Source organism: Pseudomonas sp. (assembly GCF_049653025.1).
Lineage (GTDB): Bacteria > Pseudomonadota > Gammaproteobacteria > Pseudomonadales > Pseudomonadaceae > Aquipseudomonas.
In genome coordinates this window covers 35,584-61,232 of sequence record NZ_JBASFM010000005.1, presented here as the reverse complement: position 1 = coordinate 61,232, position 25,649 = coordinate 35,584, and the positions used below count along the sequence as shown (strand labels likewise).

At 62.2% G+C, this 25,649-nt stretch carries 22 protein-coding genes; 11 read left to right on the top strand and 11 right to left on the bottom strand.

Annotated elements, in window-relative coordinates:
- Positions 1 to 104: 104 nt before the first annotated feature.
- Genes WBK23_RS02195 through WBK23_RS02185 form a run of 3 tightly spaced genes read right to left on the bottom strand, consistent with a single transcriptional unit; the run spans position 105 to position 2,246 of the window.
- Positions 105 to 695: a YggT family protein gene (locus tag WBK23_RS02195; protein ID WP_424482350.1), complete on the bottom strand. Its 591-nt coding sequence runs from the start codon at positions 693 to 695 to the stop codon at positions 105 to 107.
- Positions 696 to 704: 9 nt separating this feature from the next.
- Complete coding sequence (proC, locus tag WBK23_RS02190) at positions 705 to 1,523, bottom strand: pyrroline-5-carboxylate reductase (protein WP_424482349.1); 819 nt, start codon at positions 1,521 to 1,523, stop codon at positions 705 to 707.
- Between the two features lie 36 nt (positions 1,524 to 1,559).
- Positions 1,560 to 2,246 carry a YggS family pyridoxal phosphate-dependent enzyme gene (locus WBK23_RS02185; protein WP_424482348.1) on the bottom strand — a complete coding sequence of 229 codons (687 nt, stop codon included), beginning with the start codon at positions 2,244 to 2,246 and terminating at the stop codon, positions 1,560 to 1,562.
- Positions 2,247 to 2,309: 63 nt separating this feature from the next.
- On the opposite strand from WBK23_RS02185, the gene pilT reads away from it, so the two are divergent.
- From pilT to WBK23_RS02170, 3 genes are all read left to right on the top strand, one after another.
- On the top strand, positions 2,310 to 3,344 hold the full coding sequence (pilT, locus tag WBK23_RS02180) for a type IV pilus twitching motility protein PilT (protein ID WP_424482347.1): 1,035 nt from the start codon (positions 2,310 to 2,312) through the stop codon (positions 3,342 to 3,344).
- A gap of 107 nt (positions 3,345 to 3,451) precedes the next feature.
- Positions 3,452 to 4,597, top strand: a complete 1,146-nt coding sequence (locus WBK23_RS02175) for a PilT/PilU family type 4a pilus ATPase (protein WP_424482346.1) — start codon at positions 3,452 to 3,454, stop codon at positions 4,595 to 4,597.
- Between the two features lie 117 nt (positions 4,598 to 4,714).
- The gene (locus WBK23_RS02170; RefSeq protein ID WP_424482345.1) at positions 4,715 to 5,116 is read left to right on the top strand and encodes an NINE protein; all 402 of its coding nucleotides are present in this window, start codon (positions 4,715 to 4,717) and stop codon (positions 5,114 to 5,116) included.
- Between the two features lie 130 nt (positions 5,117 to 5,246).
- Here WBK23_RS02170 and WBK23_RS02165 read toward each other — a convergent pair whose 3' ends face one another.
- The 7 genes from WBK23_RS02165 to gshB all read right to left on the bottom strand — a co-directional run bounded on the left by WBK23_RS02165 (position 5,247) and on the right by gshB (position 11,077).
- Complete coding sequence (locus WBK23_RS02165; RefSeq protein WP_424482344.1) at positions 5,247 to 6,518, bottom strand: dihydroorotase; 1,272 nt, start codon at positions 6,516 to 6,518, stop codon at positions 5,247 to 5,249.
- Complete coding sequence (locus WBK23_RS02160; protein WP_424482343.1) at positions 6,518 to 7,528, bottom strand: aspartate carbamoyltransferase catalytic subunit; 1,011 nt, start codon at positions 7,526 to 7,528, stop codon at positions 6,518 to 6,520. The genes WBK23_RS02165 and WBK23_RS02160 overlap by 1 nt, the downstream gene beginning before the upstream one ends.
- Before the next feature lie 10 nt (positions 7,529 to 7,538).
- Positions 7,539 to 8,045 carry a bifunctional pyr operon transcriptional regulator/uracil phosphoribosyltransferase PyrR gene (gene pyrR, locus WBK23_RS02155; RefSeq protein WP_424482342.1) on the bottom strand — a complete coding sequence of 169 codons (507 nt, stop codon included), beginning with the start codon at positions 8,043 to 8,045 and terminating at the stop codon, positions 7,539 to 7,541.
- Between the two features lie 31 nt (positions 8,046 to 8,076).
- Positions 8,077 to 8,520, bottom strand: a complete 444-nt coding sequence (gene ruvX, locus WBK23_RS02150; protein WP_170048555.1) for a Holliday junction resolvase RuvX — start codon at positions 8,518 to 8,520, stop codon at positions 8,077 to 8,079.
- On the bottom strand, positions 8,520 to 9,089 hold the full coding sequence (locus tag WBK23_RS02145; RefSeq protein WP_424482341.1) for a YqgE/AlgH family protein: 570 nt from the start codon (positions 9,087 to 9,089) through the stop codon (positions 8,520 to 8,522). Before WBK23_RS02145 ends, ruvX begins: the two co-directional genes overlap by 1 nt.
- 72 nt (positions 9,090 to 9,161) lie before the next feature.
- Positions 9,162 to 10,058 (bottom strand): energy transducer TonB, encoded by an 897-nt coding sequence (locus tag WBK23_RS02140; protein ID WP_424482340.1) that lies wholly within the window; start codon positions 10,056 to 10,058, stop codon positions 9,162 to 9,164.
- Between the two features lie 56 nt (positions 10,059 to 10,114).
- The gene (gene gshB / locus WBK23_RS02135) at positions 10,115 to 11,077 is read right to left on the bottom strand and encodes a glutathione synthase (protein ID WP_424482339.1); all 963 of its coding nucleotides are present in this window, start codon (positions 11,075 to 11,077) and stop codon (positions 10,115 to 10,117) included.
- Positions 11,078 to 11,318: 241 nt separating this feature from the next.
- On the opposite strand from gshB, the gene pilG reads away from it, so the two are divergent.
- The 8 genes from pilG to WBK23_RS02095 all read left to right on the top strand — a co-directional run bounded on the left by pilG (position 11,319) and on the right by WBK23_RS02095 (position 24,831).
- The gene (gene pilG, locus WBK23_RS02130; protein ID WP_108094981.1) at positions 11,319 to 11,726 is read left to right on the top strand and encodes a twitching motility response regulator PilG; all 408 of its coding nucleotides are present in this window, start codon (positions 11,319 to 11,321) and stop codon (positions 11,724 to 11,726) included.
- Positions 11,727 to 11,773: 47 nt separating this feature from the next.
- Complete coding sequence (pilH, locus tag WBK23_RS02125; RefSeq protein WP_108485952.1) at positions 11,774 to 12,139, top strand: twitching motility response regulator PilH; 366 nt, start codon at positions 11,774 to 11,776, stop codon at positions 12,137 to 12,139.
- Between the two features lie 45 nt (positions 12,140 to 12,184).
- Complete coding sequence (locus tag WBK23_RS02120; protein WP_424482338.1) at positions 12,185 to 12,721, top strand: chemotaxis protein CheW; 537 nt, start codon at positions 12,185 to 12,187, stop codon at positions 12,719 to 12,721.
- Between the two features lie 84 nt (positions 12,722 to 12,805).
- Positions 12,806 to 14,851 (top strand): methyl-accepting chemotaxis protein, encoded by a 2,046-nt coding sequence (locus WBK23_RS02115; protein ID WP_424482337.1) that lies wholly within the window; start codon positions 12,806 to 12,808, stop codon positions 14,849 to 14,851.
- Positions 14,852 to 14,919: 68 nt separating this feature from the next.
- Entirely contained in the window at positions 14,920 to 15,777 is an 858-nt protein-coding gene (locus WBK23_RS02110) for a protein-glutamate O-methyltransferase (RefSeq protein WP_424482497.1), read from the top strand.
- 177 nt (positions 15,778 to 15,954) lie between these two features.
- Positions 15,955 to 23,310 carry an Hpt domain-containing protein gene (locus tag WBK23_RS02105; protein WP_424482496.1) on the top strand — a complete coding sequence of 2,452 codons (7,356 nt, stop codon included), beginning with the start codon at positions 15,955 to 15,957 and terminating at the stop codon, positions 23,308 to 23,310.
- On the top strand, positions 23,307 to 24,326 hold the full coding sequence (locus WBK23_RS02100) for a chemotaxis protein CheB (protein ID WP_424482336.1): 1,020 nt from the start codon (positions 23,307 to 23,309) through the stop codon (positions 24,324 to 24,326). Before WBK23_RS02105 ends, WBK23_RS02100 begins: the two co-directional genes overlap by 4 nt.
- Before the next feature lie 31 nt (positions 24,327 to 24,357).
- Entirely contained in the window at positions 24,358 to 24,831 is a 474-nt protein-coding gene (locus WBK23_RS02095) for a chemotaxis protein CheW (protein ID WP_424482335.1), read from the top strand.
- Positions 24,832 to 24,888: 57 nt separating this feature from the next.
- On the opposite strand, the gene WBK23_RS02090 is transcribed toward WBK23_RS02095, so the two are convergent.
- Positions 24,889 to 25,608, bottom strand: coding sequence for a 16S rRNA (uracil(1498)-N(3))-methyltransferase (locus tag WBK23_RS02090; RefSeq protein WP_424482334.1), 720 nt, complete (start codon positions 25,606 to 25,608; stop codon positions 24,889 to 24,891).
- Positions 25,609 to 25,649: the final 41 nt, after the last annotated feature.

Below are 25,649 nucleotides of genomic sequence, written 5' to 3'. Positions count from 1 at the left end.
ATTGCGTGTCGTCGCACACCCGCCTTATGGTCGGTCAGGGTGACTGAGCGGTCAGGTGGGTTGCGCTGGGAGCCGGTCTTCGCCGTCCCAGCGCGAAGGCGTGATCAGATCGCTAGGCTGAGGCCTTTGTACATCCCGGTCATCACTGCCAGGTTGCGGATCACCAGCATGTCGATCAGGTTGAGCAGCAGGAACGCCACGATCGGCGACAGGTCCAGTCCGCCCATGCTCGGCAGGATGCGCCGGATCGGTGCCAGCAGCGGCTCGCAGAGCTGGTTGACCAGCATGGCGCTCGGGTTATGGCTGCCCTGGGCGACCCAGGAGAGGATCACGCTGATGATCAGGGCGAAGAAGAACACCTTGAGGAACAGCGCCGTCACCCCAATGATCGACCAGATCAGCAGCTGCAGCGGGTTGTTCAGCTCGTAGCCGAGCAGCAGCAGGGTCAGCGCCATTAGCACCAGTTGCACCAGGATCGCCAGCACCAGCGACGCGAGGTCGAGCCCGGCGAAACTGGGGATGACCTTGCGCAGTGGCTTCAGCAACGGATGGGTAGCGCGCACGATGAACTGGCTGAGTGGGTTGTAGAAGTCCGCCCGCACCAGTTGCAGGATAAAACGCAGCAGCACGATCAGCAGATACAGGCTGCCAATGGTTTGCAGGATATAAACAGCAGCGGTGTTGAGTCCGATCATGGTGGTTCCTTATTGGCCCAGTTGTTCGGCCAGCTCGGCTGAGCGGTGGGCGGCGGCATTCAGGGCTTTTTCGACCAAGGCCTCAAAGCCGTCAGCCTGGAAGGTTTTGATTGCAGCTTCGGTGGTGCCGGCGGGCGAGGTGACGCGGCGGCGCAGTTCGGCGGCGTCGACATCACTGGCCACGGCCATGCGCGCGGCGCCAAGGGCGGTGTGCAGGGTCAGTTGGGCGGCGGTTTCGCGCGGCAGGCCGAGTTTCTCGCCGGCGGCGGTCATGGCTTCGATCAGCAGGAAGAAGTACGCCGGGCCGCTGCCGGACACTGCGGTGACGGCATCGATCAGCTCTTCCTTGTCCAGCCACAGGGCTAGGCCGACCGCGCTGAGCAGTTGTTCGGCCTGCTTACGCTGATTTGGCGAGACCTGCGCATTGGCATACAGGCCGCTGACGCCTTGGCGCAGCAGTGCCGGCGTGTTGGGCATGCAACGGACGATGGCGCGCGGACCCAGCCACTGCTCTAGGCTGGCGCAGCTGATGCCGGCGGCGATCGACACCACCAACTGCTGTTCACCGATATGCGCGGCCAGGTCCAGGCACACCTCTTTCATCACCTGCGGCTTGATCGACAGCACGATCACGTCCGCATCCTTGATCGCCTCGGCGTTGCTGGCGAAGGTTTCGATGCCGTGCTCGGCGCTGATCTTGCTGCGCTGCTCGGCTCCGCGGTCACTGGCGCGAATGGCGCTGGCGTCGATGCCCTGGGCGCGCAGGCCGCCGATCAGGCTGGCGGCCATATTGCCTGCGCCAATAAAGGCAATGCGGGGAGTGGTCATAACGGGCTTCCTTAATAAGGCTGAAGGCAAACTCAATCAGGTAATGCTGTAGTCACGTGCGCCAAACAGCGCGGTGCCGATACGCACCCAGGTCGCGCCTTCGGCGATGGCGGCTTCGAGGTCATCGCTCATGCCCATGGACAGGGTGTCGAGGTCCAGGTTCAGGCTGTTCTGCAATTCACGCAGGCGGGCAAAGGCGGCGCGTTGTTGCTGCGGGTCGTCAGTCGGTTCGGGGATTGTCATTAATCCACGCAGCTTGATGTTGGGCAGTTGTGTAACCGCTTGTGCCAGTCTCGGCAGTTCATCGGGGTTGCAGCCAGATTTGCTGGCTTCACCGCTGATATTCACCTGCAGGCAGATGTTCAGCGCCGGTAAATGTGCCGGGCGCTGAGCGGACAGGCGTTCGGCGATCTTCAGGCGATCCACCGAATGCACCCAGGCGAAGTGCTCGGCGATTGGCTTGGTCTTGTTCGATTGAATGGGGCCGATGAAGTGCCAGATCAAGGGTAAGTCGGCCAACTCGATCTGCTTTTCCAGGGCTTCCTGCAGGTAGTTTTCGGCAAAATCGCGCGCGCCGGCGGCAAATGCCTGACGAACTGCCTCGGCCGGTTTGGTTTTGCTCACCGCGAGCAGGCCAACGGCCGCAAAATCTCGCTGCGAGGCTTGCGCCGCCTCACGGATGCGCACTCCGACCTTTGCAATATTCTCTGCTATCGTGGACATTACTTGCGCCCGCCGCCTGGGTTTCGCGGCATTCTACCTGCTTGTCTGTCATTAGGGAGTCCCATGGATATCACTGAATTGCTGGCCTTCAGCGCCAAGCAAGGTGCATCGGACCTGCACCTCTCCGCTGGTTTGCCGCCGATGATTCGGGTCGATGGCGATGTGCGCCGGATCAATTTGCCGGCACTGGATCATAAGCAAGTGCACGCGCTGATCTACGACATCATGAACGACAAGCAGCGCAAGGATTTCGAGGAGTTCCTCGAGACCGACTTCTCCTTCGAAGTGCCGGGCGTGGCACGTTTCCGGGTCAACGCCTTTAACCAGAACCGCGGTGCTGGCGCAGTATTCCGGACCATTCCGTCGAAAGTACTGAGCATGGAAGACCTCGGCATGGGCGAGATCTTCAAGAAGATTTCCGATGTGCCGCGTGGCCTGGTGCTGGTGACCGGGCCAACCGGCTCGGGTAAGTCGACCACCCTGGCGGCGATGCTCGACTATATAAACAGCAACAAGTATCACCACATCCTGACGGTCGAAGACCCGATCGAATTCGTTCACGAATCGAAAAAGTGCCTGATCAACCAGCGTGAAGTGCACCGCGACACCCTCGGCTTCTCCGAAGCCCTGCGTTCGGCACTGCGGGAAGACCCGGACATCATTCTGGTCGGCGAGATGCGCGACCTGGAGACCATCCGCCTGGCGCTGACCGCCGCGGAAACCGGGCACCTGGTATTTGGCACCCTGCACACCACCTCGGCGGCCAAGACCATCGACCGCGTGGTTGACGTATTCCCCGCCGAAGAAAAGTCCATGGTGCGCTCCATGCTCTCGGAGTCCTTGCAATCGGTTATCTCGCAGACCCTGCTGAAGAAAGTCGGCGGCGGTCGCGTGGCGGCCCACGAAATCATGATCGGCACCCCAGCGATCCGTAACCTGATCCGCGAAGACAAGGTGGCGCAGATGTATTCGGCGATCCAGACCGGCGGCTCGCTGGGCATGCAGACCCTCGACTCTTGTCTGAAAGGCCTGGTCGCGAAAGGGATTGTCACCCGCGAAAACGCGCGGGAAAAAGCCAAGACGCCAGAAAATTTCTAAACCGATAGTACCCGGCAGGCAATCGCCTGTCGGGTTCAGCCCAGCGGCACTCCACGCACCTGTCGCTGGCTTTCGCATAACCGCGTGATGCACATGGGCGAACGACAATGGAATTCGAAAAACTGCTGCGCCTGATGGTCGAAAAGGGCGGCTCTGACCTGTTTATCACTGCCGGCGTACCGCCGTCGATGAAGGTCAACGGCAAGATCATGCCGATCACCAAGACGCCCATGTCGCCTGAGCAGACGCGCGAAACCGTGCACTCGGTGATGAACGAGCAGCAGCGCCGTGACTTTGCCGAGAACCATGAGTGCAACTTCGCCATCAGCGCCCGTGGTGTCGGCCGTTTCCGCGTCAGCGCCTTCTACCAGCGCAACCTGGCAGGCATGGTGCTGCGCCGCATCGAGACCAATATCCCGACGCTGGATGAGCTGAAGCTGCCGGAAGTGCTGAAGAAGCTGGCCCTGACCAAACGTGGTCTGGTGCTGTTTGTCGGTGCGACCGGCACCGGTAAGTCGACTTCGCTGGCGGCGATGATCGGCTACCGCAACAAGAACAGCAGCGGCCACATCATCTCCATCGAAGACCCGATTGAATATATCCACCAGCACCAGAGCTGCATCGTCACCCAGCGCGAAGTGGGCATCGACACCGAGTCCTTCGAGGTGGCGCTGAAGAACACCCTGCGCCAGGCGCCTGATGTGATCCTGATCGGCGAAGTGCGCACCCGCGAGACAATGGATCACGCCGTGGCCTTCGCCGAAACCGGCCACCTGTGCCTGGCTACCCTGCACGCCAACAACGCCAACCAGGCGCTGGACCGCATCATCAACTTCTTCCCGGCGGATCGGCAGAACCAGGTGTGGATGGACCTGTCGCTCAACCTCAAGGCCATCGTTGCGCAGCAGCTGATTCCGACCCCGGACGGCAAGGGCCGCCGTGCGGTGATCGAGGTGTTGATCAACACCCCGCTGGCTGCCGACCTGATCCGCAAGGGCGAGGTGCACGAGCTCAAGGCGCTGATGAAGCGCTCCACCGAGCTGGGCATGCAGACCTTCGATCAGGCGCTGTACAACCTCTACAGCCAGGGCGAGATCACCTACGAAGACGCGCTGCTGTATGCGGATTCGGCCAACGACCTGCGCCTGTTGATCAAGCTCGGCTCGGAAACCGACGGTGATCACCTGAGCAGCATGACCCAGGGCTTGTCGCTGGAAGTCAGCGAGGAAGATCCGGGTCGGCGTTTCCGCTGAGTTGCCGTTCTCTCGAAAGCCCGCCTAGTGCGGGCTTTTTTGTTGCGGCAGATGTGCCTGGCGCTACGGGCTATGACGGCGTGCTATAAGCCAATCATCACTCTACGGGAGGTCGCTATGCACGCGCGTCAGGACACTCACAGCAAACTTATTGGTTACCTACTCTGGATCTTCGGCTTTCTCGGCGCGCATCGTTTTTATTACGGCAAGCCGGTGACCGGCACTATCTGGTTCTTCACCCTCGGTTTGTTGTTTGTCGGCTGGATCATCGACCTGTTTCTGATCCCGGCCATGGATCGTGAGGCGGATCTGCGCTTTACCGCGGGTGATACCGATTACAACGTGGCCTGGATTCTGCTGACTTTCCTCGGTGTGTTCGGTGTGCACCGCATGTACCAGGGCAAGTGGATCACCGGGATCATCTACCTGTTTACCGGTGGCCTATTCCTGCTCGGTGTGCTGTATGACTTCTGGACGCTGAACACCCAGGTGTCGATCAAGAACGCCGAGCGCGCCTGAGGTTCAGGCAAGAAAAAGCCCGCTAATCGGCGGGCCTTTTTATTGCCTACCATCCCTGGCGGCTACCCTTCGGGCCGTCGCTGGCGCGACGTTTAAAATTGCTCCCTGCAATTTTTTATGGCGCGATGAATCAGGCTTTGTAGCTGACGTGCCCGTCGACCAGGGTGTAGCGCACGGCGCTGGGCAGGCAATGGCCGATAAACGGACAGTTGGCCCCCTTCGAGTACCAGCTTTCTCCGGCCAGGGTCGAGGTCTGTGGGTCGAACAGCAACAGGTCGGCGGGCGCACCTACGCTCAGGCGGCCGGCGGGTAGGCGCAGCGCTTGTGCCGGGCCACTACTCAGGCGGGCGAGCAGGGTGGGCAGGTCGAGCAGGCCGTCCTGCACCAGACTCATGGCCAGCGGCAGCAGCAGTTGCACGCTGCTGATGCCGGGCTCGGTAGCGCCGAAGGGGGCGAGCTTGGCGTCGCGTTCGTGCGGTTGGTGGTGGCTGGCGATCGCGGAGATCACCCCACTTTTTACCGCGGCGCGCAGGCCGTCGCGGTCGGCGGCGGTACGCAGTGGCGGCTGCACGTGGTACAGGCTGGAGAAATCGCTAAGCGCCTCATCGGTAAGGATCAGTTGGTATAAGGCCACATCGGCGGTCACCGGCAGGCCACGGGCCTGGGCGTCGGCGATCAGCTGGGCACCACGGGCGCTGGTCAGCTGACTGAAGTGCGCGCGCACGCCGGTCTGCTCGACCAGCAGCAGGTCACGGGCCAGCGCCACGGTTTCCGCGCTTTCCGGAATGCCCGGCAAACCAAGGAAGCTGGCGACAGCGCCCTCGTGTGCCAGGCCGCCTTCGGCTAGGTCGTGGTCCTGCGAGTGGAAGATCACCGTCAGGTCGAAGGTCGCTGCGTATTCCAGGGCGCGGCGCAGGGTGCGGTTATTGCGAAAGCTATCGAGGCCGTTGCCGAAGGCCACGCAGCCCGCGTCGCGCAGCGCCACCAGTTCGGCCAGCTGCTCTCCTTCCAGACCTTTGCTCAGTGCGCCAATCGGGAACACCTTGGTGTGCCCGGCTTCGCGGGCGCGGTCGAGGATCAGCTCGGCTACGGCCGGGGTGTCCAGCACCGGTTTGGTAAACGGTGGGCAGCACAGGCTGGTGACGCCGCCAGCGGCCGCCGCCAGGGTCTCCGTGGCGATGCTGCCTTTGCGGCTGTAGCCCGGCTCGCGCAGGGCGACGTTAAGGTCGACCAAGCCAGGTGCGGCTATCAGTCCCTGGGCGTCGATGCTCTGCTCGGCGACGAAGCCGGCTGGAGCCTGGCCGATGGCGCTGATTTTGCCGCTTTCGACAAAGATATCGGCCTGCTGATCGAAACCGCTGCTGGGGTCGATCACTCGGGCTCCGAGGATACGGATACGCATCAGTTCTGCTCCTCGGCATCTTGATTGAATTGGCGCTGGGCGTTTTGTCCGCTCATGGCCATGGACAGCACGGCCATGCGGATGGCGATGCCGTAGGTGACCTGGTTGAGAATCACCGACTGCGGGCCGTCGGCCACCGCCGATTCGATCTCCACGCCGCGATTGATCGGTCCCGGGTGCATGACCAGCGCATCCGGCTTGGCCAGCTTGAGGCGTTCTTCGGTCAGGCCGAACAGGCGATAGAACTCGCCTTCGCTGGGCAGCAGGCCGCCGGTCATGCGTTCACGCTGCAGACGCAGCATGATCACCACGTCGACGTCCTTGAGGCCCGCGGCGAGGTCGCTGTAGACGGTCACACCGTATTGCTCGATGCCAACCGGCAGCAGAGTTTTTGGCGCAATCACGCGAATATCCGGGCAACCCAGGGTCTTCAGCGCGAGCATGTTCGAGCGCGCCACCCGCGAATGCAGGATGTCGCCGACGATCGCCACCGAGAGATTCTCGAAGCTGCCCTTGTGCCGGCGGATGGTCAGCATGTCGAGCATGCCCTGGGTCGGGTGCGCGTGACGGCCGTCGCCGCCGTTGATGATCGCCAGGTTCGGGCAGACATGCTCGGCAATAAAGTGCGCGGCACCGGAGTCGGCGTGGCGCACGACGAAGATGTCGGCAGCCATGGCTTCGAGGTTGCGCAGGGTGTCGAACAGCGTTTCGCCCTTGCTGGTCGAGCTGGTCGACACGTTGAGGGTGATGACGTCGGCAGACAGGCGCTGGGCGGCCAGTTCGAAGGTGGTGCGGGTGCGTGTGGAGTTCTCGAAGAACACGTTGCACACGGTCTTGCCGCGGAGCAGCGGGACTTTCTTCACCGCGCGCGCGCCGACTTCGAGGAAGGAGTCGGCGGTGTCGAGGATTTCCGTCAGCAACTCGCGCGGCAGGCCGTCGAGGGACAGGAAGTGGCGCAGTTGGCCTTGGTCATTCAGCTGCAGCGGGCGCTTGGCGGCTATGGTCGTCATCTGGCGAGTCTCAGTTGGCAAGCGTCTGGAGTTCGAGGGTCAGCGGCGTGGGGCCGGACAATTTTACCCGCTGATCCGCCGCCAGCGACAGGGTCGCGCCGACCACGTCGGGGCGCACTGGCAGCTCGCGGGCATTCAGGTCGAGCAGGCTGACCAGAGTCACGCTGGCCGGGCGGCCGTAATCGAACAGTTCATTGAGGGCGGCGCGGATGGTGCGGCCGCTCATCAACACGTCGTCGATCAGCACCAGGTGCTGGCATTCGATCTCGAACGGCAGCTTGGACGGTTGCACCTGCGGGTGCAGGCCGTTCTGGGTGAAGTCGTCGCGGTAGAAGGACACATCGAGAATGCCCAGCGCGTCTTGGCGGCCGAGTGCGGCCAGCAGCGCTTGGGCGACCCAGACGCCGCCGGTGCGAATGCCGATAAAGCGCGGTTCGCTGATCTGCCGCTGGTTCAGGTGGCGGGTCAGCGCGGCGGCCATTTGCGGTAGCAGTTCGGCCGGGTTGGGTAAGCTCATGGCAACACTCCAGGTGCAAACTAGGTGGGCGTCAGCCCAGGCAATTTTCTTCGAGCCAGCCTTGCAGCAGCAGGGCGGCGGCCAGGGCATCGACTGGGCGCTCGCGGTAACCGCTGTTCTGTCCCTGCTGCAGGCGCTGGCCCTTGGCCTCGTAGGTGGTCAGGCGTTCGTCGTGGGTGTGCACGGGCAGATTGAAGCGGCCGTTAAGGCGGCGGGCGAATTTTTCCGCGCGGTCGCTCATCTCGCTTTTCGTGCCGTCCATATTCAGTGGCAGGCCGACGACGATGGCGTCCGGCTGCCATTCCTTGATCAGCGCTTCGACCTTCTGCCAGTCCGGCACGCCGTTCTGCGCCTTGAGGATGCATAGCTCGCGCGCCTGGCCGGTGATGACCTGGCCGACCGCGACGCCGATCTGTTTGCTGCCGTAGTCGAAGCCCAGCAGCAGGCGCAGCGGTTTTGCGTTCGCCTCGGCCATCAGGCGTGCCCGGCTTGTGAGGTGAGCAGGCTGAGGTTGACGCCCAGGCGCGCGGCTGCGGCATTCAGGCGCTGATCGAAGGGCAGGTCGAAGAGGATCGCATTGTCGGCGGGGCAGGTCAGCCAGGCGTTGTCGGCCAGCTCAGCTTCCAGCTGTCCAGCCTCCCAGCCGGCATAACCAAGGGTAATCAGGTATTTGTCCGGGCCAGTGCCGTCGGCGATGGCGAACAGCACGTCCTGCGAGGTCGACAGACCCAGTTCGCCGAGCTCCAGGGTGGCCTGAAACTGCGGGCCGCTGGGGTGCAGAACAAAGCCTCGATCGGTCTGCACCGGGCCGCCGGTAAAGATCGGCAGGCTCTGGCACAGCGCCGGCGGCTCCTCGTCCGGGCGCAGTTGCTCAAGCACGTCAGCCAGATTGAGGCCGTTGGGCTTGTTAATCACCAGGCCCATGGCCCCGTGTTCGTTGTGATCAATCAGGTAGGTGACGGTCTGCGCGAAATGCGGATCGGCCATGTGCGGCATGGCGATCAGGAAGTGGTGCTTGAGGTAGCTGGGGCTGGCGTCTTTCATGGGCGTTAGTTTCAGGCTTCAGGCCATTGGCTTCAAGCGCTGCGCGGCAGCGGCCGGTAAAAGTCTGCCTGATCAGTTGCTCGACAGACGGTCGCCGCGCTCGAAGCGCCAGGTGCGGATGATTTCCAGGCGATCGATATCGGCCAGATCGCCGGTAAAGGGTGCAAACGGTGCGGCCAGGCGCACGATGCGCAGCGCTGCCTGGTCGAGGGTGCGCTGGCCGGAAGACTCCAGTACCTGCACTTCATAGAGGGTGCCATCACGGTTGATCGACACCAGTAGCCGCAGGCTGCCGTAGATGCCCTGGCGGCGGGCTTCGTCGGGGTAGTTGAGATTGCCGACGCGCTCAACCTTCTTGCGCCATTCGTCTTTGTACCAGGCACCCTTGTCGCGCATGGTTGAGGCGGCGTTGAGGCGATGGATCTTCGGTCGCTTGGCGTATTGCTGCACTTCCAGGGCCAGTTCGGCTTCCAGACTGGCGATCTCCGAAGACAGCTGCGCGCTGTCGAAGACCGGTGCCGGGCGTGCGGCGGGCGTGGGTTTGGTTTCTTCGCGTTTGACCGGGGTTTTCTGCGGCTGCGGTGCGCGGGTGGCTACGGCGGCCTTGGGCGCTTCCTTGCGGACAGCGGGCTGTTGCGGCGTGGCGGGTGGGGTGACGCGCTTGACCTGGCTGTCCTGGAACAGTGCCTGTTCGGTGGTCTTGGGCGCGGCCTTGTGTTCCAGGGTGCCGCTGCCTTGCTGATTGTTCTGGGCGAGGAAGTCGGCCTCTTTGGGCTTTTCCTCGCTGTTGAAGGTCGACAGGGTGATTTCCAGCGTCTTACTCAGCTGGTTCGGTTCGGCCAGGGTAAAGCCGACACCGAGGATCAGCGCCGCATGCAGCACGGCGGCAAGGAACAGCGTAAAGCCCAGGCGGTCCGCCGGCTGTACGCCGGCGCTGGCAAGTTCGGGAAGTTGGGCGGCTGCGTTCATCGCATATCGGGTCTGCTCAGGTTGCCGCGCAGTCTGCCGAGGGCGCATGCAAAAGTCTATGAAGCACTGCGCGCATTGAGCTTCTCGGCAATCTTGTCCATCAGCCGCTCGCCGATTCGGGTGTCGTAGGCCGCATCGATCTCGCGGATGCAGGTCGGGCTGGTGACGTTGATCTCGGTCAGGTGTTCGCCGATCACGTCCAGGCCGACGAACAACAGGCCTTTTTCGCGCAGAGTCGGGCCAACGGCAGCGGCGATCTCGCGGTCGCGCTCGCTCAGTGGGCGTGCTTCGCCGCGCCCGCCAGCGGCCAGGTTGCCGCGGGTTTCGCCGGCCGCCGGGATGCGCGCCAGGCAATACGGCACCGGCTCGCCATCGATCATCAGAATGCGCTTGTCGCCATCCTTGATCGCCGGCAGGTAGCCCTGGGCCATGATCTGCTGCTGGCCGTGATTGGTCAGGGCCTCGAGGATCACCGAGAGGTTGGGATCGCCCTCGCGGTGGCGAAATATCATCGAACCGCCCATGCCATCGAGGGGTTTGAGAATGATGTCACGCTGCTCGTTGGCAAACTCGCGCAGAATGTCGGCCCGGCGACTGACGATGGTCGGCGGGGTGTATTGGCTGAATTGCGTGGCAAAGTACTTTTCATTGCAGTCACGCAGGCTCTGTGGTCGGTTGACCACCAGCACACCGGCTTGCTCGGCTTGTTCCAGCAAGTAGGTGGAGTAGATGAATTCGTTATCAAAGGGTGGATCCTTGCGCATCAGGATCACGTCGAGCTCGCTCAGGGCAACGTCTTGCTCGCTGCCCAATTCATACCAGCGCTGTGGGTCGTTGAATACGCTAAGCTCTGACAGGCGTGCGCGAGCTTCACCCTTGGACTGGTAAAGGTCTTTCTGTTCCATATAGAAGAGGGTCCAGCCGCGCGCTTGGGCGGCCAGCAGCATGGCCAGCGAGCTGTCCTTCTTGAAGGCGATCCGGGCAATCGGGTCCATGACAATGCCGAGGCGAACGCTCATGGCGGTGTTCTCCGTAAAATGGCAGCGACTAAAGCGCGGCGTGACTGTGATGTGGCGTCAGGGTGGCGCTGACGCGCTGGGTGGTCAAGGAAAAACCTTGGCCCGGCGCGGCTTATAGATTGCATCAGGAGAGTGTGCTAAAAAGGCCCGACGATTGGGTTGTAGCCCGTCGGTGACAGGGCCTCAGGCGCACTGATATAACGCAAAAATAACGACTCACCGAGGCGATGGTAGGGCAAACATGGAACAGCATTCCGAGGGTTTGAGGGTGATGGTGATCGACGATTCGAAAACGATTCGTCGTACCGCGGAAACCCTGCTGAAAAAGGTGGGCTGCGAGGTAATTACCGCAGTTGACGGCTTCGATGCTTTGGCAAAGATCGCCGATACCCATCCAAACATCATTTTTGTCGACATCATGATGCCGCGGCTCGATGGCTATCAGACCTGTGCCTTGATCAAGAACAACAGCGCTTTCAAATCCACCCCGGTGATCATGCTGTCCTCCAAGGACGGCCTGTTCGATAAAGCCAAGGGGCGCATTGTGGGTTCCGATCAGTACCTGACCAAGCCCTTCAGTAAAGAAGAGCTGCTCGGTGCGATCAAAGCCCATGTGCCTGACTTTACGCCGGTGGAGCAAGCGTCCTGACGCTCAGCTGAATGGCTGCGCGCCTTTTTAAAGTATTGGGAAACACCATGGCTCGAATTCTGATTGTTGATGACTCGCCGACTGAAATGTACAAGCTGACTGCCATGCTGGAAAAGCACGGTCACCAGGTACTCAAGGCGGAAAACGGTGCCGACGGCGTAGCCCTGGCGCGCCAGGAAAAGCCGGATGCGGTGTTGATGGATATCGTCATGCCTGGTCTGAATGGCTTCCAAGCGACCCGTCAATTGACCAAGGACGCCGATACCAGCCACATCCCGGTGATCATCGTCACCACCAAGGATCAGGAAACCGACAAGGTCTGGGGCAAGCGCCAAGGCGCGAAAGACTACCTGACCAAGCCGGTGGATGAAGAGACTCTGGTTAAAACCTTGAATGCGGTATTGGCCGGCTAACACCGAGTCAGTCCGCAATTAAAAAAGAATAAGGCCGCAACTGGCATGTCGGACGCGCAAACACCTTTTCAAACCCTTCTGGATATCGACAGGCTCTGTCGTTCGCTGGCGGCTGGCTTGCCTTCGCAGCAGGCGGTGGTACAGACCTGGAGCGGTATCGGCTTTCGCATGGGTGAGCGTTTCTTTGTCGCGCCCATGGGTGAAGTGGGCGAGGTGCTGCATGAGCCGCGCCATACCCTGCTACCCGGCGTGAAGAGCTGGGTCAAGGGTGTGGCCAACGTGCGCGGCCGCTTGTTGCCGGTGATGGACCTGTGCGGTTTCTTCGGCAACGAGCTGTCGCCGCTGCGCAAAAAACGTCGCGTGCTGGTGGTCGACCACCAGGAAGTCTTCGCTGGCCTGACGGTCGACGAAGTCTTCGGCATGCAGCATTTTCCTGTGGACACCTTCTCCGAGCAGCTACCGCCGCTCGAGGCGTCCATAGCACCCTTTATCCACGGAGTCTTTCAACGTGAACAGCCCTGGTTGGTGTTCAGCCCACACGCGCTGGCCCAGAACCAGGGTTTTCTCGACGTGGCGTATTAACAGTTTATCGGTGGGGTCGGCTTTGCTGGCCTTTTGGCGTTACATGGGAACCGTAGTGCGGTCGGTCCAGGCGGGGGCCAGTAAATGAAAAAACTAAATGCAGGTAATTTGTTAGCAGGTGCGCGCAGTAGCACATTGATCGCAGGGCTGTTTATTGTCCTGATTGTTTCGATCGTGCTGTTGTTCGCCAACTTCGCCTACATCAACACCCAATCCAACTACGACACGGAGTACATCGGCCACGCCGGTGAGCTGCGCGTGCTGTCCCAGCGTATTGCGAAAAACTCCACCGAAGCGGCGGCCGGTACGGCCGAGGCCTTCGGTCTGTTGCGTGATGCCCGTAACGACTTCCAGGCGCGTTGGGGCTACCTGACCGACGGTAACGAGACTACTGGCTTGCCGGCGGCACCTGAGTCCCTGCAACCACAGATTGCTGTGGTGCAGCAAGACTGGGATACGCTGCGGCAGAACACCGACGCCATCCTGGCCAACGAACAGACCGTACTGTCGCTGCACCAGGTAGCTGCCACATTGGCGGAAACCATCCCGCAGCTGCAGGTCGAGTACGAAGAAGTGGTCGACATCCTGCTGGAAAGCGGTGCGCCGGCGGCCCAGGTCTCGGTTGCCCAGCGTCAATCCTTGCTGGCAGAACGTATCCTCGGTTCGGTAAACAAGGTACTCGCCGGTGACCAGGACTCGGTACAAGCCGCCGACATGTTCGGTCGCGACGCCAGCCTGTTCGGCCGCGTACTGGCGGCGATGCTGGAAGGCAACGCCGCCATGGAAATCACCCAGGTAAGCGACGAGGAAGCCCTCGAGCGCCTGGCGGAAATTTCCGAGCTGTTCGAATTCGTATCCGGTTCGGTGGACGAGATTCTCGAAACCTCGCCTGAACTGTTCCAGGTGCGCGAATCGGCCAACGTGATCTTCAGCGTTTCGCAGACCCTGTTGGACAAGGCTTCGCAGCTGGCCGTCGGTTTTGATGACCAGGCCAAAGGCCGCGCCATCAATACCCTGATTGGTTACGTGCTTGGCGCTCTGGCGCTCGGCTCGATCATCCTGATCGGCCTGGTGATGGTGCGGGAAACCAACCGTCGTCTGGCGTCTACCGCCGAGAAAAACGAACGTAACCAGGCGGCGATTCTGCGACTGCTCGACGAAATCGCCGACCTCGCTGACGGTGACTTGACCGTAGCCGCGACGGTAACCGAGGACTTCACCGGTGCCATCGCTGACTCCATCAACTACTCCATCGACCAGCTGCGTGACCTGGTAGCAACGATCAACCTGACCGCCGTTCAGGTAGCCGGTGCAGCCCAGGAAACCCAGGCCACGGCGATGCACCTGGCTGAGGCTTCCGAGCACCAGGCCCAGGAAATTGCAGGTGCTTCTGCGGCAATCAACGAAATGGCCGTGTCGATTGACCAGGTATCGGCGAACGCCTCGGAGTCCTCCGCGGTAGCGGAACGTTCCGTAGCCATCGCCAACAAAGGCAACGAAGTGGTGCACAACACCATCACCGGCATGGATAACATCCGTGAGCAGATCCAGGACACCTCGAAGCGGATCAAACGCCTCGGTGAATCGTCCCAGGAGATCGGTGACATCGTTAGCCTGATTAACGACATTGCTGACCAGACCAACATCCTCGCACTGAACGCCGCGATCCAGGCCTCCATGGCCGGTGACGCAGGCCGAGGCTTCGCCGTGGTAGCGGACGAAGTACAACGCCTCGCAGAGCGCTCCTCGGCTGCTACCAAGCAGATCGAGGCGCTGGTTAAGACGATTCAGACCGACACCAACGAAGCCGTTATCTCGATGGAGCAAACGACTTCCGAAGTGGTGCGCGGTGCCCGTCTGGCGCAGGACGCCGGGGTGGCACTGGAAGAGATTGAAAAGGTATCCAAGACCCTTGCGGCCTTGATCCAGAACATCTCCAACGCCGCACGCCAGCAGGCCTCGTCGGCGGGTCATATCTCCAACACGATGAACGTGATTCAGGAGATCACCTCGCAAACCTCGTCCGGTACCACCGCTACTGCCAAGAGCATTGGTAACCTGGCCAAGATGGCCAGTGAGATGCGTAAGTCGGTATCCGGCTTTACCTTGCCGGGTGGGGAACAGGCTTAAAGCGTCGCTGTGCGGCGGGCTGAAAGGTCCGCTGCGCAAGGACTATGGCCGTGAGCGAGGGGCACGACATGCAGTCAGGCGTCTGGGCCTTGCAACCTCTGGCAGACATGTCAGCCACGGAGTTTCGTGACTGGCAGGTGCTGCTCGAAGAGCGTACCGGGGTTGTGCTCAATGAGCGCCGCCGGGCGTTTTTGCAGACCAATCTGAGTGCGCGAATGCGCGAACTGGGTGTGATGGATTACGCCACGTATTACCGTCAGGTGACTGACGGCCCGCGTGGTGCGGTGGAGTGGTCGACCCTGTTGGATCGGCTGACCGTGCAGGAAACCCGTTTCTTTCGTCATCGTCCGTCCTTTGAAGTGCTTGAAAGCTACTTGCGTGAGCGCCTGCAACAAGGCCTGACGCAGCCCTGGGAACTGTGGAGCGTCGGGTGTGCCAGCGGCGAAGAGCCGTACTCAATGGCCATCAGCGCGGCCGAAGTCCTGCGTGAAAGTGAACATCCGGATCATTTCGGGGTTACAGGCACCGATATCAGCCTGAATGCCCTGAGCAAGGCGCGCGATGGCCAGTATGGCGCGCGGCGTCTGGAACAGTTGGATGCAGACCTGGGGCAGCGCTACTTCCTGGCCCAGGATGATGGACGTTTCAAAGTGGTGCCGAGTTTGGCTGCGCGGGTGTGTTGCGCCCGGCTCAATGTGCTGGAGCTGGCCAAGGCACCGATGTCCGATATGGACGTTATTTTTTGTCAGAACTTGTTGATCTATTTTCGTCGCTGGCGTCGCCGCGAGATCCTCAACCGCCTGGCCGAGCGCCTGGTGCCGGGGGGGCTGCTGGTGGTGGGAGTGGGCGAAGTAGCAGGTTGGCAGCATCCGGATTTGATCCCGGTGGCCGACGAGCGAGTGCTGGCGTTTACCCGCAAGGGATAACAGGCTGTTGAAAAACGTAAGCGAGGCAGCCAGTGCAAGGCAAAAGCAGGCGAGAACGCGGAGTTTACGAGCTGTAAATGAGCAGTTCGAGCCTGCTTTTAACGCAGCAATGGCAACGCAGGTAGTTTTTCAGCAGCTTGATAAGGCAGAAGAGCCAAGTATATGAGTGGAGTGGCTATGGGTGATCGGCACGATTATGTCGCCCTGGAATGGGTTAAAGGCGAGATCGCGGAAACCCTGAAACAGGCGCGTCAGGCGCTGGAGGCGTTCGTCGAGAACCCCCAGGATGCTACGCGCATGCGTTTCTGCCAGACCTATGTGCACCAGGTGCTGGGCACCCTGCAGATGGTCGAGTTTTTCGGCGCGGCGTTGCTGGCCGAGGAAATGGAGCAGCTGGCCGGTGCCCTGATCGATGGCCGCGTGACCAACCAGGGCGAAGCCCTGGAAGTGCTGATGCAGTCGATTCTGCAGCTGCCGGTTTACCTCGACCGCATCCAGACTGCTCGCCGCGACCTGCCGATGGTCGTGCTGCCTCTGCTCAATGACCTACGTGCCGCACGCGGCGAGAAACTGCTGTCGGAAACCAGCCTGTTCGCCCCGGATATGTCCGGCCGCACGCCTGCGCTGTCCCATGAAACCATCGACCAACTGCGCACCGCGGAACTGCCGGTGCTGCTGCGCAAATTGCGACAAATGCTGCAAATGGCCTTGGTCGGGGTGATCCGCAATCAGGACCTGCCAACTAACCTGGGCTATATGGCGCGGGTGTTCGCGCGCCTGGAAAACCTCTGCAAGGATTCACCGCTCGGCCCGCTGTGGCAGATCGCCTCCGGTGTGGTCGAAGGTCTGGCCAATGGCAGCGTGGCCAATGGCTCGTCGGTGCGTACCCTGTTGCGTCAGGTCGATAAAGAGCTCAAACGCTTGCTCGAGCAGGGTGCTGACGGCTTGAACCAGCCAGCTCCCGACGAGCTGAGCAAGAACCTGCTGTTCTATGTGGCCAAGTCGTCGGCCCAGTCGCCGCGCGTGCGCAGTCTGAAGGATCAATACCGCCTCGACGACGCCCTGCCGGACAACGATGTCGTTGACGAAGAGCGCGCCCGCCTGGCTGGCCCAGACCGCGACGCCATGCGTTCGGTAGTCGCCGCACTCTGTGAAGAGCTCGTGCGGGTCAAGGACAGCCTCGATCTGTTCGTACGTAGCGACCGTACTCAGGTCGCCGATCTGGACGCCCTCGCCGCGCCGCTCAAGCAGATTGCTGACACCCTCGCCGTGTTGGGCTTTAGCCAGCCGCGCAAAGTTATTGTTGACCAGCTTGAGGTGGTCAACGGCCTGGCCAAGGGGCAGGGCGAACCGAGCGATGCGGTGCTGATGGATGTCGCCGGTGCCCTGCTGTACGTCGAGGCCACCCTGGCCGGTATGGTCGGCCCCGCGCAGGATGGCGGCCGCGAAGAAAGCCATCTGCCGACCACCGATGTGGCGCAGATTCACCAGCTGGTGATCAAGGAAGCGCGCAATGGCCTGGAGCAGGCCAAAGACGCGATCATCGAATTTATCGCCTCGCAGTGGAACCACGAACACCTGGCTCGCGTACCCGAATTGCTGACGCAGGTGCGTGGCGGCCTGGCAATGATTCCGCTGCAACGCGCCGCCGATCTGCTGAATGCCTGCAACCGCTATATCCAGGAACAACTGCTGGCGCGCAAGGCCGTGCCCAACTGGCAGAACCTCGACACCCTGGCGGATGCCATCACCAGCGTCGAGTACTACCTCGAGCGTCTGGCCGAAGACCATGCGACTCAGGGCGACCTGATTCTCGACGTCGCCGAGGAAAGCCTGGAAAGCCTGGGTTACCCGCTAAAAGAAAAGCCGTCGATTCTGGACCGCGTTGAGCCGCCAGTAGAGTCCTTCGCGCCGTTGGCCGATCCGCTGGACGATATGGAAGTGCTCGGCGCCGAACCGGAGCAGCCAGCCGAAATCGAGCTGAGCCTGGAGCCGGTTGCTGAGGAGCCGCTTAGCCTGGAGCTGGCTGACGATTTCAGCAGCGAATTTGCCGATCTGGATTCGACCGCAATTGAAGCCACGACCAGCGATGCTGAGTGGGCTAGCGAAGCGCCATCGGCTGATCTCGATCTGATCGATTTCAGCATCGACCTGGCCGGCGCCGAGCCACTGCCGTTGGTGGTGAGCGAGGAACAGCCGTTTAGCGGCGAAGAACTGCAGCTCGACACGCTTGAACTGGATGAAGCTGCCAGCCCGGCCGATTGGGATGTAGCCGAGTTTGCCGCTCTGGAACTGCCTGAAGTCGATCTGCCAAGCGCCCCGGCCGATATCGAAGTGGTTGAGCCCGCAGCAGAAAAAGCCCTGTCGATGGCCGACGTGATGGCCGCTCCGGTGCAGGCGATCAACCCGCCGGCTCACGACGTGCCGCCGAGCCTGCTGCCGCCGCCAGCTGATGAAGAACCGATCGACGAAGAACTGCTGGAAGTCTTTATCGAGGAAGTTGGCGAAGTTCTGGAAACCATTGGCGAGTACTTCCCGCAATGGTGCGCCGACAGCGAAAACAAGGACGCCCTGACGGAGATCCGCCGGGCCTTCCACACCCTCAAAGGCAGCGGCCGTATGGTCCGCGCCCTGGTGATTGGCGAGCTGGGCTGGGCGATCGAGAACCTGCTCAACCGCGTTCTGGACCGCAGCATTCAACCGACTGCCGAGGTGCATCAAGTGATCGCCGATGTGGTCGCGCTGATGCCGGCGCTGGTCGATGAATTTGCCAACAAGGCGCAACGTCAGCGTGACGATGTCGATCTGCTGGCCGCGACGGCCCATGCCTTGGCTAAAGGCCGAAGCCTCCCAAAACCTGATGCCCCGGCTGAGCTGGTAGCGGAGCCCGAGGGCCTGCCAACCGCTACCGCCGAGAGCAGCGAAGACGACGAAGGTCTGGACCCGCAGTTACTGGAGATTTTCCGCAACGAAGCCGAGATGCACCTCGATACCCTGGTCGGCTTCCTGGCTGACTGTGCCCAGGAATTGCCGCAGCCGGTTACCGATGACCTGCAGCGTGCCTTGCACACCCTCAAGGGCAGCGCGTCGATGGCCGGTATTTTGCCGGTGGCAGAAATCGCCTCGCCGCTGGAGAAGCTGGTCAAGGAATTCAAAACCAACCTGATCCCCATGGACCTGGCCGAAGCGGAGCTGCTGAGCAGCGCCGAGAAGCTGTTCCGCCTGGGCCTTGAACAGCTGGAAAGCCAGCCGTTGGCCGTGTTGCCGGGCGCTGCAGAGTTCCTCGACCGCGTGCAGAAACTGCACAACGACCGCCTCGAACACGCGGAGAACAGCCGCCAGAGTGAGCAGGGCGAGAAGCGCGATCCGCAGATGATCAGCATCTTCCTTGCCGAAGGCATGGATATCCTGCTGGATGCCGAAGACCTGCTGCGCAAGTGGCGCGAGCACCCGTCCGAGCGTCAGGAGCTGAGTTCCCTGCTGGATGAGCTGACCACCCTCGGCCGCGGTGCCGAGATGGCCGAACTGCCGCAGATTGACGAGCTGTGTGAAGCCCTGCTCGACCTCTATGGTGCGGTGGAAGAAGGCCGCCTGGCCGTCAGCGAGCGCTTCTTCAGCGAAGCCGAGCAGGCTCATGAGGCCCTGATCGGCATGATGGATCAGGTCGCGGCCGGCCTGCAGGTCAGCGGCGCGCCTGAACGCGTGATCGCGCTGCGCAATCTGCTGGCCGAGGCGTTGGACCCCAATACCCTGGCGCTGCTGACTACCGACGGCACCTCCGGTATCGACATCGTCGAGTTGGATGCCGCGACCGCTGCGCTCGAGCAGAGCCTGGTTGAGCAGGACGCCGTACTGGAGTTGCCTGAGCTCGCGCTAGACGCCGAGCCGGAAGATTCTTTTGCGCCGTTTGCCGAGGTCATCGAGGTGGCCGAAGTGGCCGAGCCGGCAACCGAGTTGCCCGCCACCCCGGCGCTCTATGAATCGCTGGACGAGGAAATGGTGTCGATCTTCCTCGAAGAGGCGGTCGATATTCTCGAAAGTGCCGGCCAGGCACTGGAGCGCTGGCTCGCCGAGCCGGACAACAAAGCCGCGCTGTCGTCGCTGCAGCGTGACCTGCACACCCTCAAGGGTGGCGCACGGATGGCCGAAATTCGCCCGATTGGCGATCTCGCCCACGAGCTTGAGTCCTTGTACGAAGGTCTGGTCGATCGCCGTTATAGCCTGTCGCAGCCGCTGGCGAGTCTGTTGCAGCAAAGCCACGACTGCCTGGCGCAACTGCTGGAGCAGTTGCAGGCGCGTGCCGAAATGCAGCAGCCACTTGAATTGATCGAGGCGATCCGCAGTTTCCGCCAGAGCGGTGGACAAAGCGTGCCGGTGCTAGCGAGCGCCGCCGAGCCTGTTGCCGAAGCCGAAGCCGAAGCCTTGCCGGTTGTCGAGTCGTTCGAGCTGCCTGAGCCTGAGCTAGAGCTGCCGCAAGTCGAGGAAGAAATCGATTTTGGCGTGCTCACGGAGGTGTCGCCGGAGCTGCTCGATATCGAGTTGCTGCCTGAAGCCGAGCCGAGCGAGATTGAGCTGGCCGAGGTGCAGGACGACGCAGTTGTTGAGCCCGCTGTGCTTGAGCCAGAAGCTGAGATAGCCGCCGAAGTAGGGCCCGAGATTGAGCCTGCCGCGGCCCCTGTCGCCGAACCTGAGCCGGCCTTCGTGCCTGCCGCCGCGCCTACGGTGTTCGATGACGAGCGTGATCCGGAACTGGTGGAAATCTTCCTCGAGGAGGGTTTCGACATCATCGACAGCGCCGGTGCGGCGCTGCAACGCTGGATGGGCGACGTCAACAACAGCCTGGAGCTGGAATCGCTGCAGCGTGACCTGCACACCCTCAAGGGTGGTGCACGCATGGCCGAGATCCGCGAAATCGGTGATCTGGCCCATGAACTGGAGTTCCTCTACGAGGGCCTGGGTGAGGGTCGCCTGCGCGCCAGTCAGGATTTGTTCACCCTGCTCCAGGCGTGCCACGACAGCCTGGCCGAGATGCTCGAAGCAGTGCGCGGCAAGCGCGGCGTGCCGAGTGGCGAGGCGCTGATCGAAACCATCAAACGTTTCCGCGCCAACCCGGATGAGCAACTGAGCATGCCGTCCTCGGTCGCCCTCAAGGCCGCCGAAGCCAGTCAGGATGACGACGCCGAGTCGGACATTCTCGATATTTTCCTGGAAGAGGGCGACGACCTGCTGGAGGCGATGGAAGTCGCCATCGGCCGCCTGGAAGCCGATCGTGAAGACCCGAGCGCCATTGATGACATGCTGCGCATCCTGCACACCCTCAAGGGTGGCGCGCGGCTGGCCGGGCAGAAACGCCTGGGCGACCTGACCCATAACCTCGAACAGCACCTGACCGAAGCACAGAATCAGGGTGCGCCTTGGCCGCAAAGCCTGTTTATCGATGTGCAGTCGGGCTTCGAAGGCCTGCAGCAGGAGCTCGACGGCCTGCGTCAGCGCCTGAATGACAGCCTGGTCGCCGATGAGTCACCGGCTAGCTGCATCAGCGTGCAAGAGCCGGCGGCGCGTCTGCCGGAACTGAGCTCGCCAATTGTCGCGGCCAGCGCCATGCCCGCGCAGGAGCTGGTGGCCAAGGTGCTGCCGTTCGTTCGCCGCGCCGAGGAGGCTGCCCAGGAGGCCGCGTCCCGCCGTGCGCCGCAGGAGCTGGTGAAGGTGCCGGCCGAACTGCTCGAAGGCCTGGTAAACCTGGCTGGTGAGACCTCGATTTTCCGCGGCCGGGTCGAGCAGCAGGTGAGTGACTTCGGCTTCACCCTGAGTGAAATGGAAGCCACCATCGACCGTGTGCGCGACCAGTTGCGCCGTCTCGATACCGAAACCCAGGCGCAGATCCTCAGCCGTATCGAGGCCGAAGCCGAGCGTATGGGTTATGAAGATTTCGACCCGCTGGAAATGGACCGTCACTCGCAGTTGCAGCAGCTGTCGCGCGCACTGTTCGAGTCGGCTTCCGACTTGCTCGACCTGAAAGAAACCCTGGCCGCGCGTAACCGCGATGCGGAAACCCTGTTGCTGCAACAGGCGCGGGTCAACTCCGAACTGCAGGAAGGCCTGATGCGTACGCGCATGGTGCCTTTCGACCGCCTGGTGCCGCGCCTGCGCCGCATCGTGCGGCAGATTTCCGGTGAACTGAACAAACAGGTCGAGTTCGTCGTCGGCAACGCCGATGGCGAGATGGACCGTACCGTACTCGAACGTATCGTCGCGCCGCTGGAGCACATGCTGCGCAACGCCGTCGACCACGGCATCGAGGCCGCCGAGGTGCGTCGTGCCGCCGGTAAGCCTGCACAGGGCACCATTCGCCTGGCGCTGGGCCGCGAGGGTGGCGATATCGTCCTGACCCTCTCCGATGACGGCGGTGGTATTCGCCTGGAAGCGGTCAAGCGCAAGGCCATCGAGCGCGGTTTGATGGACGCCGACTCGGACCTGACCGACTACGAGGTGCTGCAGTTTATTCTCGAGGCCGGTTTCTCTACCGCCGAGAAGGTCACGCAGATCTCCGGCCGTGGCGTCGGCATGGACGTGGTGCACTCGGAAGTGAAGCAGCTCGGTGGCTCGATGAGCATCGAGTCGCTACCCGGCACCGGCACCACCTTCACCATTCGCCTGCCGTTCACCGTGTCGGTCAACCGCGCGCTGATGGTGCTGTCGGGTGAAGACCTGTACGCCATCCCGCTGAACACCATTGAAGGTATCGTGCGGGTCTCCCCGTACGAGCTGGAAGCCTACTACGCGCCGGATGCGCCGCGCTTCGAGTACGCTGGACAGAGCTATGAGCTGCGTTACCTGGGCGACCTGTTGAACAACGGCCAGCAGCCTAAATTGGTTGGTCAGAGCCTGCCGCTGCCGGTGATTCTGGTGCGCTCCAAGGAGCACGCCGTGGCGGTGCAGGTCGACTCCCTGGCGGGTTCGCGCGAGATCGTGGTGAAGAGCCTCGGGCCGCAGTTCGCCGGCGTGCACGGGATTTCCGGTGCGACCATCCTCGGTGACGGCCGCGTGGTGGTGATTCTCGACCTGCTGGCGACCATTCGTGTGCTGCACGCGCATTTGCTCACCCAGCTGCAGCCGCGCCTGCTCAAGCAGTCGGCGACGGCGGCGGAGATCGAAGCAGATCGGCCGACCCTGGTCATGGTGGTCGACGACTCGGTCACCGTGCGCAAGGTCACCAGCCGCCTGCTCGAACGTAACGGCATGAACGTGCTGACCGCCAAAGACGGCGTCGATGCGATCTCGCAACTGCAGGAACGCAAGCCCGACATCATGCTGCTGGACATCGAAATGCCACGCATGGACGGCTTTGAAGTGGCGACTCTGGTCCGTCACGACGAAGGCCTTAAAGATCTGCCGATCATCATGATCACCTCGCGTACCGGTGAGAAACACCGCGAGCGAGCCATGAGCATTGGCGTCAACGAGTATCTGGGTAAGCCTTATCAGGAGTCCTTGTTGCTCGAAACCATTCAGCAACTGGTCAAGCGCACATGACGGATAAAACTGCAGCCCGCATCGCGGTGATTGCCGATACCTCGCTGCAGCGCCATGTGCTGCAGCAGGCGTTGACCGGCAGCGGCTATCAGGTGGTGATGAACAGCGACCCGGCGCGCCTTGATCAGGAAACCCTGAACGCCTGCGAAACCGACCTGTGGCTGGTGGACCTCGCGCAGTCGGAAGATTCGCCACTGGTCGATAGCCTGATGGAAAGCGCCTCGGCTCCGGTGCTGTTTGGTGAGGGCCATGCCCCCGAGCGCCATTCGGAAAACTATCCACGCTGGGAACGGCGGCTGTTCGGCAAGCTGAAGAAGCTGGTCGGCGACCCTTCACAGGCGGTCGGCCCGAGCCTGGAAGCCCTGCTAGCCGAAGCGCAGCGGCCATCGCGCCTGGATCTGCCGGCAGCCTTGGCCGGTACGCCACTGGTGGCGGGTGAGCCGGCACGGCAGGTCTGGTTGCTGGCGGCCTCGTTGGGCGGCCCTGCTGCGGTGAAAGCCTTCCTCGATGCCCTGCCAGGCGGTCTGCCGGTGGGCTTCGTGTATGCCCAGCATATCGATGCCAGTTTCGAGAGTGCACTGCCGCAAGCGGTGGGCCGCCACAGCCAGTGGCATGTGAACCCGGCGCGGCACGGCGACGCGGTGCGTTGTGGTGAAGTGGTGGTGGTGCCGATCAGCCATGAACTGGGCTTCAGCGATGACGGCCAGATGCAGATATCCGAGCGCGGCTGGCCGGAACCCTACAGCCCGTCGATCGACCAGATGATGCTCAACCTGGCCCAGCATTTTGGCGCGCTGAGTGGCGTGATTGCGTTCAGTGGCATGGGCAGCGACGGCAGTGCCGCCGCCGCCTATGTACGCCGTCAGGGTGGCCTGATCTGGACCCAGCGTGCCGACAGCTGCGCCTGCCCGAGCATGCCGGACAGCCTGCGTGAGGCCGGTTACAGCAGCCTCAGCGGCGATCCGCGCGAGTTGGCCGAAGCCTTGGTCAATCACCTGGCGGCGCAGTGCAGTTAATTCGGGGCAGCGCCCTGTACAGGACCTTTTCATGAGCCAAGCCGTAACCACCTCCACCACCAGCGGTAACAGCCTGACGGGTCTGCTGATGCCATTGGCTGATCGCACCCTGCTGCTGCCCAACGTGGCGGTAGCCGAGCTGATTCCCTACCGTGCGCCGCAAACCAGTGAAGGCATGCCCAGCTGGTTTCTCGGCCAGGTGGCCTGGCGTGACCTGCGTCTGCCGCTGCTGTCGTTCGAGGCTGCATCCGATGGCCAGGCCAGCCTCAGCCCCGGTTCGCGGGTGGCGGTGATCAACGCCCTGGGCGGCCGGCCGACGGTGAAGTTTATTGCCGTGCTGGTGCAAGGCATTCCGCGCTCGATCAAGGTCGGCCCCGAGCTGGTACGCGCCGATGTGGCCCTGTCGCCGCTGGAGCTGGAAGCGGTGATGCTGGGCGATGCGGTGCTGAAGATTCCGGACCTGATCGGCCTGGAGCAGAAGCTGGCGGATGCCGGATTGATCTGACCGCGCACAAATCAAAAAGCCCGCGTTAGCGGGCTTTTTTATAGCGCCGGCGCAGGTTTAGAAATCGCCCCACAACTGTTGCGCCACGCTCAGCGCCACCACCGGCGCGGTTTCCGTGCGCAGTACGCGCGGGCCGAGGCGGGCGGCATGGAAGCCTTGGGTCTTGGCCAGAGTTACTTCGCCGTCGCTCAGCCCGCCTTCTGGGCCGATCAGAAAGGCCAGTGACTTGGGCTGCGGATGACTGGCCCAGGGCTCCGCGACCGGGTGCAGCACCAGCTTCAGCTCGGCGGTGACCTGCCCCAGCCAGTCGTTCAGGCTGATGGGCGGGTTAATGATGGGTAGCACCGAGCGGCCGCATTGCTCGCAGGCACTGATCGCCACTTGCCGCCAGTGCGCCATGCGCTTGTCGGCGCGTTCATCCTTGAGACGCACCTCACAACGTTCGCTGACGATCAGGCTGATTTCGTTGGCACCCAGCTCGGTGGCTTTCTGAATCGCCCAGTCCATCCGCTCGCCGCGCGACAGGCCCTGGCCCAGGTGAATATGCAGCGGCGATTCGGCCTGGCCTTTGAGTGTTTCGCGCAGTTCCACGCGCACGTTCTTCTTGCCCACCTCGATCAGTTCGCCAAGAAACTCCTGGCCACTGCCGTCGAACAGTTGCACCGCATCGCCCACGGCATGCCGCAGCACGCGGCCGATATAGTGGGCCTGGGCTTCTGGCAGCTCGTGCTGGCCGAGGGACAGGGGGGCATCGATAAAGAAACGAGAAAGGCGCATGGGTTGATCGCTGCAGCGGCACAGTTGAGGCGGCAAGCTTA

Excerpts from the sequence above, each read along its gene's own strand:
- gshB (WP_424482339.1), bottom strand. The coding sequence starts at position 11,077 with ATGAGCGTTCGCCTCGGCATTGTCATGGACCCGATTGCCCGGATCGCC.
- WBK23_RS02115 (WP_424482337.1), top strand. The coding sequence starts at position 12,806 with ATGAAAAAACTAAATGCAGGTAATTTGTTAGCAGGTGCGCGCAGTAGC.
- WBK23_RS02175 (WP_424482346.1), top strand. The coding sequence starts at position 3,452 with ATGGAATTCGAAAAACTGCTGCGCCTGATGGTCGAAAAGGGCGGCTCT.
- pilT (WP_424482347.1), top strand. The coding sequence starts at position 2,310 with ATGGATATCACTGAATTGCTGGCCTTCAGCGCCAAGCAAGGTGCATCG.
- pyrR (WP_424482342.1), bottom strand. The coding sequence starts at position 8,045 with ATGAGCTTACCCAACCCGGCCGAACTGCTACCGCAAATGGCCGCCGCG.
- WBK23_RS02145 (WP_424482341.1), bottom strand. The coding sequence starts at position 9,089 with ATGAAAGACGCCAGCCCCAGCTACCTCAAGCACCACTTCCTGATCGCC.
- proC (WP_424482349.1), bottom strand. The coding sequence starts at position 1,523 with ATGACCACTCCCCGCATTGCCTTTATTGGCGCAGGCAATATGGCCGCC.
- WBK23_RS02160 (WP_424482343.1), bottom strand. The coding sequence starts at position 7,528 with ATGACGACCATAGCCGCCAAGCGCCCGCTGCAGCTGAATGACCAAGGC.
- WBK23_RS02170 (WP_424482345.1), top strand. The coding sequence starts at position 4,715 with ATGCACGCGCGTCAGGACACTCACAGCAAACTTATTGGTTACCTACTC.
- ruvX (WP_170048555.1), bottom strand. The coding sequence starts at position 8,520 with ATGGCCGAGGCGAACGCAAAACCGCTGCGCCTGCTGCTGGGCTTCGAC.
- pilH (WP_108485952.1), top strand. The coding sequence starts at position 11,774 with ATGGCTCGAATTCTGATTGTTGATGACTCGCCGACTGAAATGTACAAG.
- WBK23_RS02140 (WP_424482340.1), bottom strand. The coding sequence starts at position 10,058 with ATGAACGCAGCCGCCCAACTTCCCGAACTTGCCAGCGCCGGCGTACAG.
- WBK23_RS02100 (WP_424482336.1), top strand. The coding sequence starts at position 23,307 with ATGACGGATAAAACTGCAGCCCGCATCGCGGTGATTGCCGATACCTCG.
- WBK23_RS02090 (WP_424482334.1), bottom strand. The coding sequence starts at position 25,608 with ATGCGCCTTTCTCGTTTCTTTATCGATGCCCCCCTGTCCCTCGGCCAG.
- WBK23_RS02120 (WP_424482338.1), top strand. The coding sequence starts at position 12,185 with ATGTCGGACGCGCAAACACCTTTTCAAACCCTTCTGGATATCGACAGG.
- WBK23_RS02195 (WP_424482350.1), bottom strand. The coding sequence starts at position 695 with ATGATCGGACTCAACACCGCTGCTGTTTATATCCTGCAAACCATTGGC.
- WBK23_RS02105 (WP_424482496.1), top strand. The coding sequence starts at position 15,955 with ATGGGTGATCGGCACGATTATGTCGCCCTGGAATGGGTTAAAGGCGAG.
- pilG (WP_108094981.1), top strand. The coding sequence starts at position 11,319 with ATGGAACAGCATTCCGAGGGTTTGAGGGTGATGGTGATCGACGATTCG.
- WBK23_RS02095 (WP_424482335.1), top strand. The coding sequence starts at position 24,358 with ATGAGCCAAGCCGTAACCACCTCCACCACCAGCGGTAACAGCCTGACG.
- WBK23_RS02165 (WP_424482344.1), bottom strand. The coding sequence starts at position 6,518 with ATGCGTATCCGTATCCTCGGAGCCCGAGTGATCGACCCCAGCAGCGGT.
- WBK23_RS02185 (WP_424482348.1), bottom strand. The coding sequence starts at position 2,246 with ATGTCCACGATAGCAGAGAATATTGCAAAGGTCGGAGTGCGCATCCGT.
- WBK23_RS02110 (WP_424482497.1), top strand. The coding sequence starts at position 14,920 with ATGCAGTCAGGCGTCTGGGCCTTGCAACCTCTGGCAGACATGTCAGCC.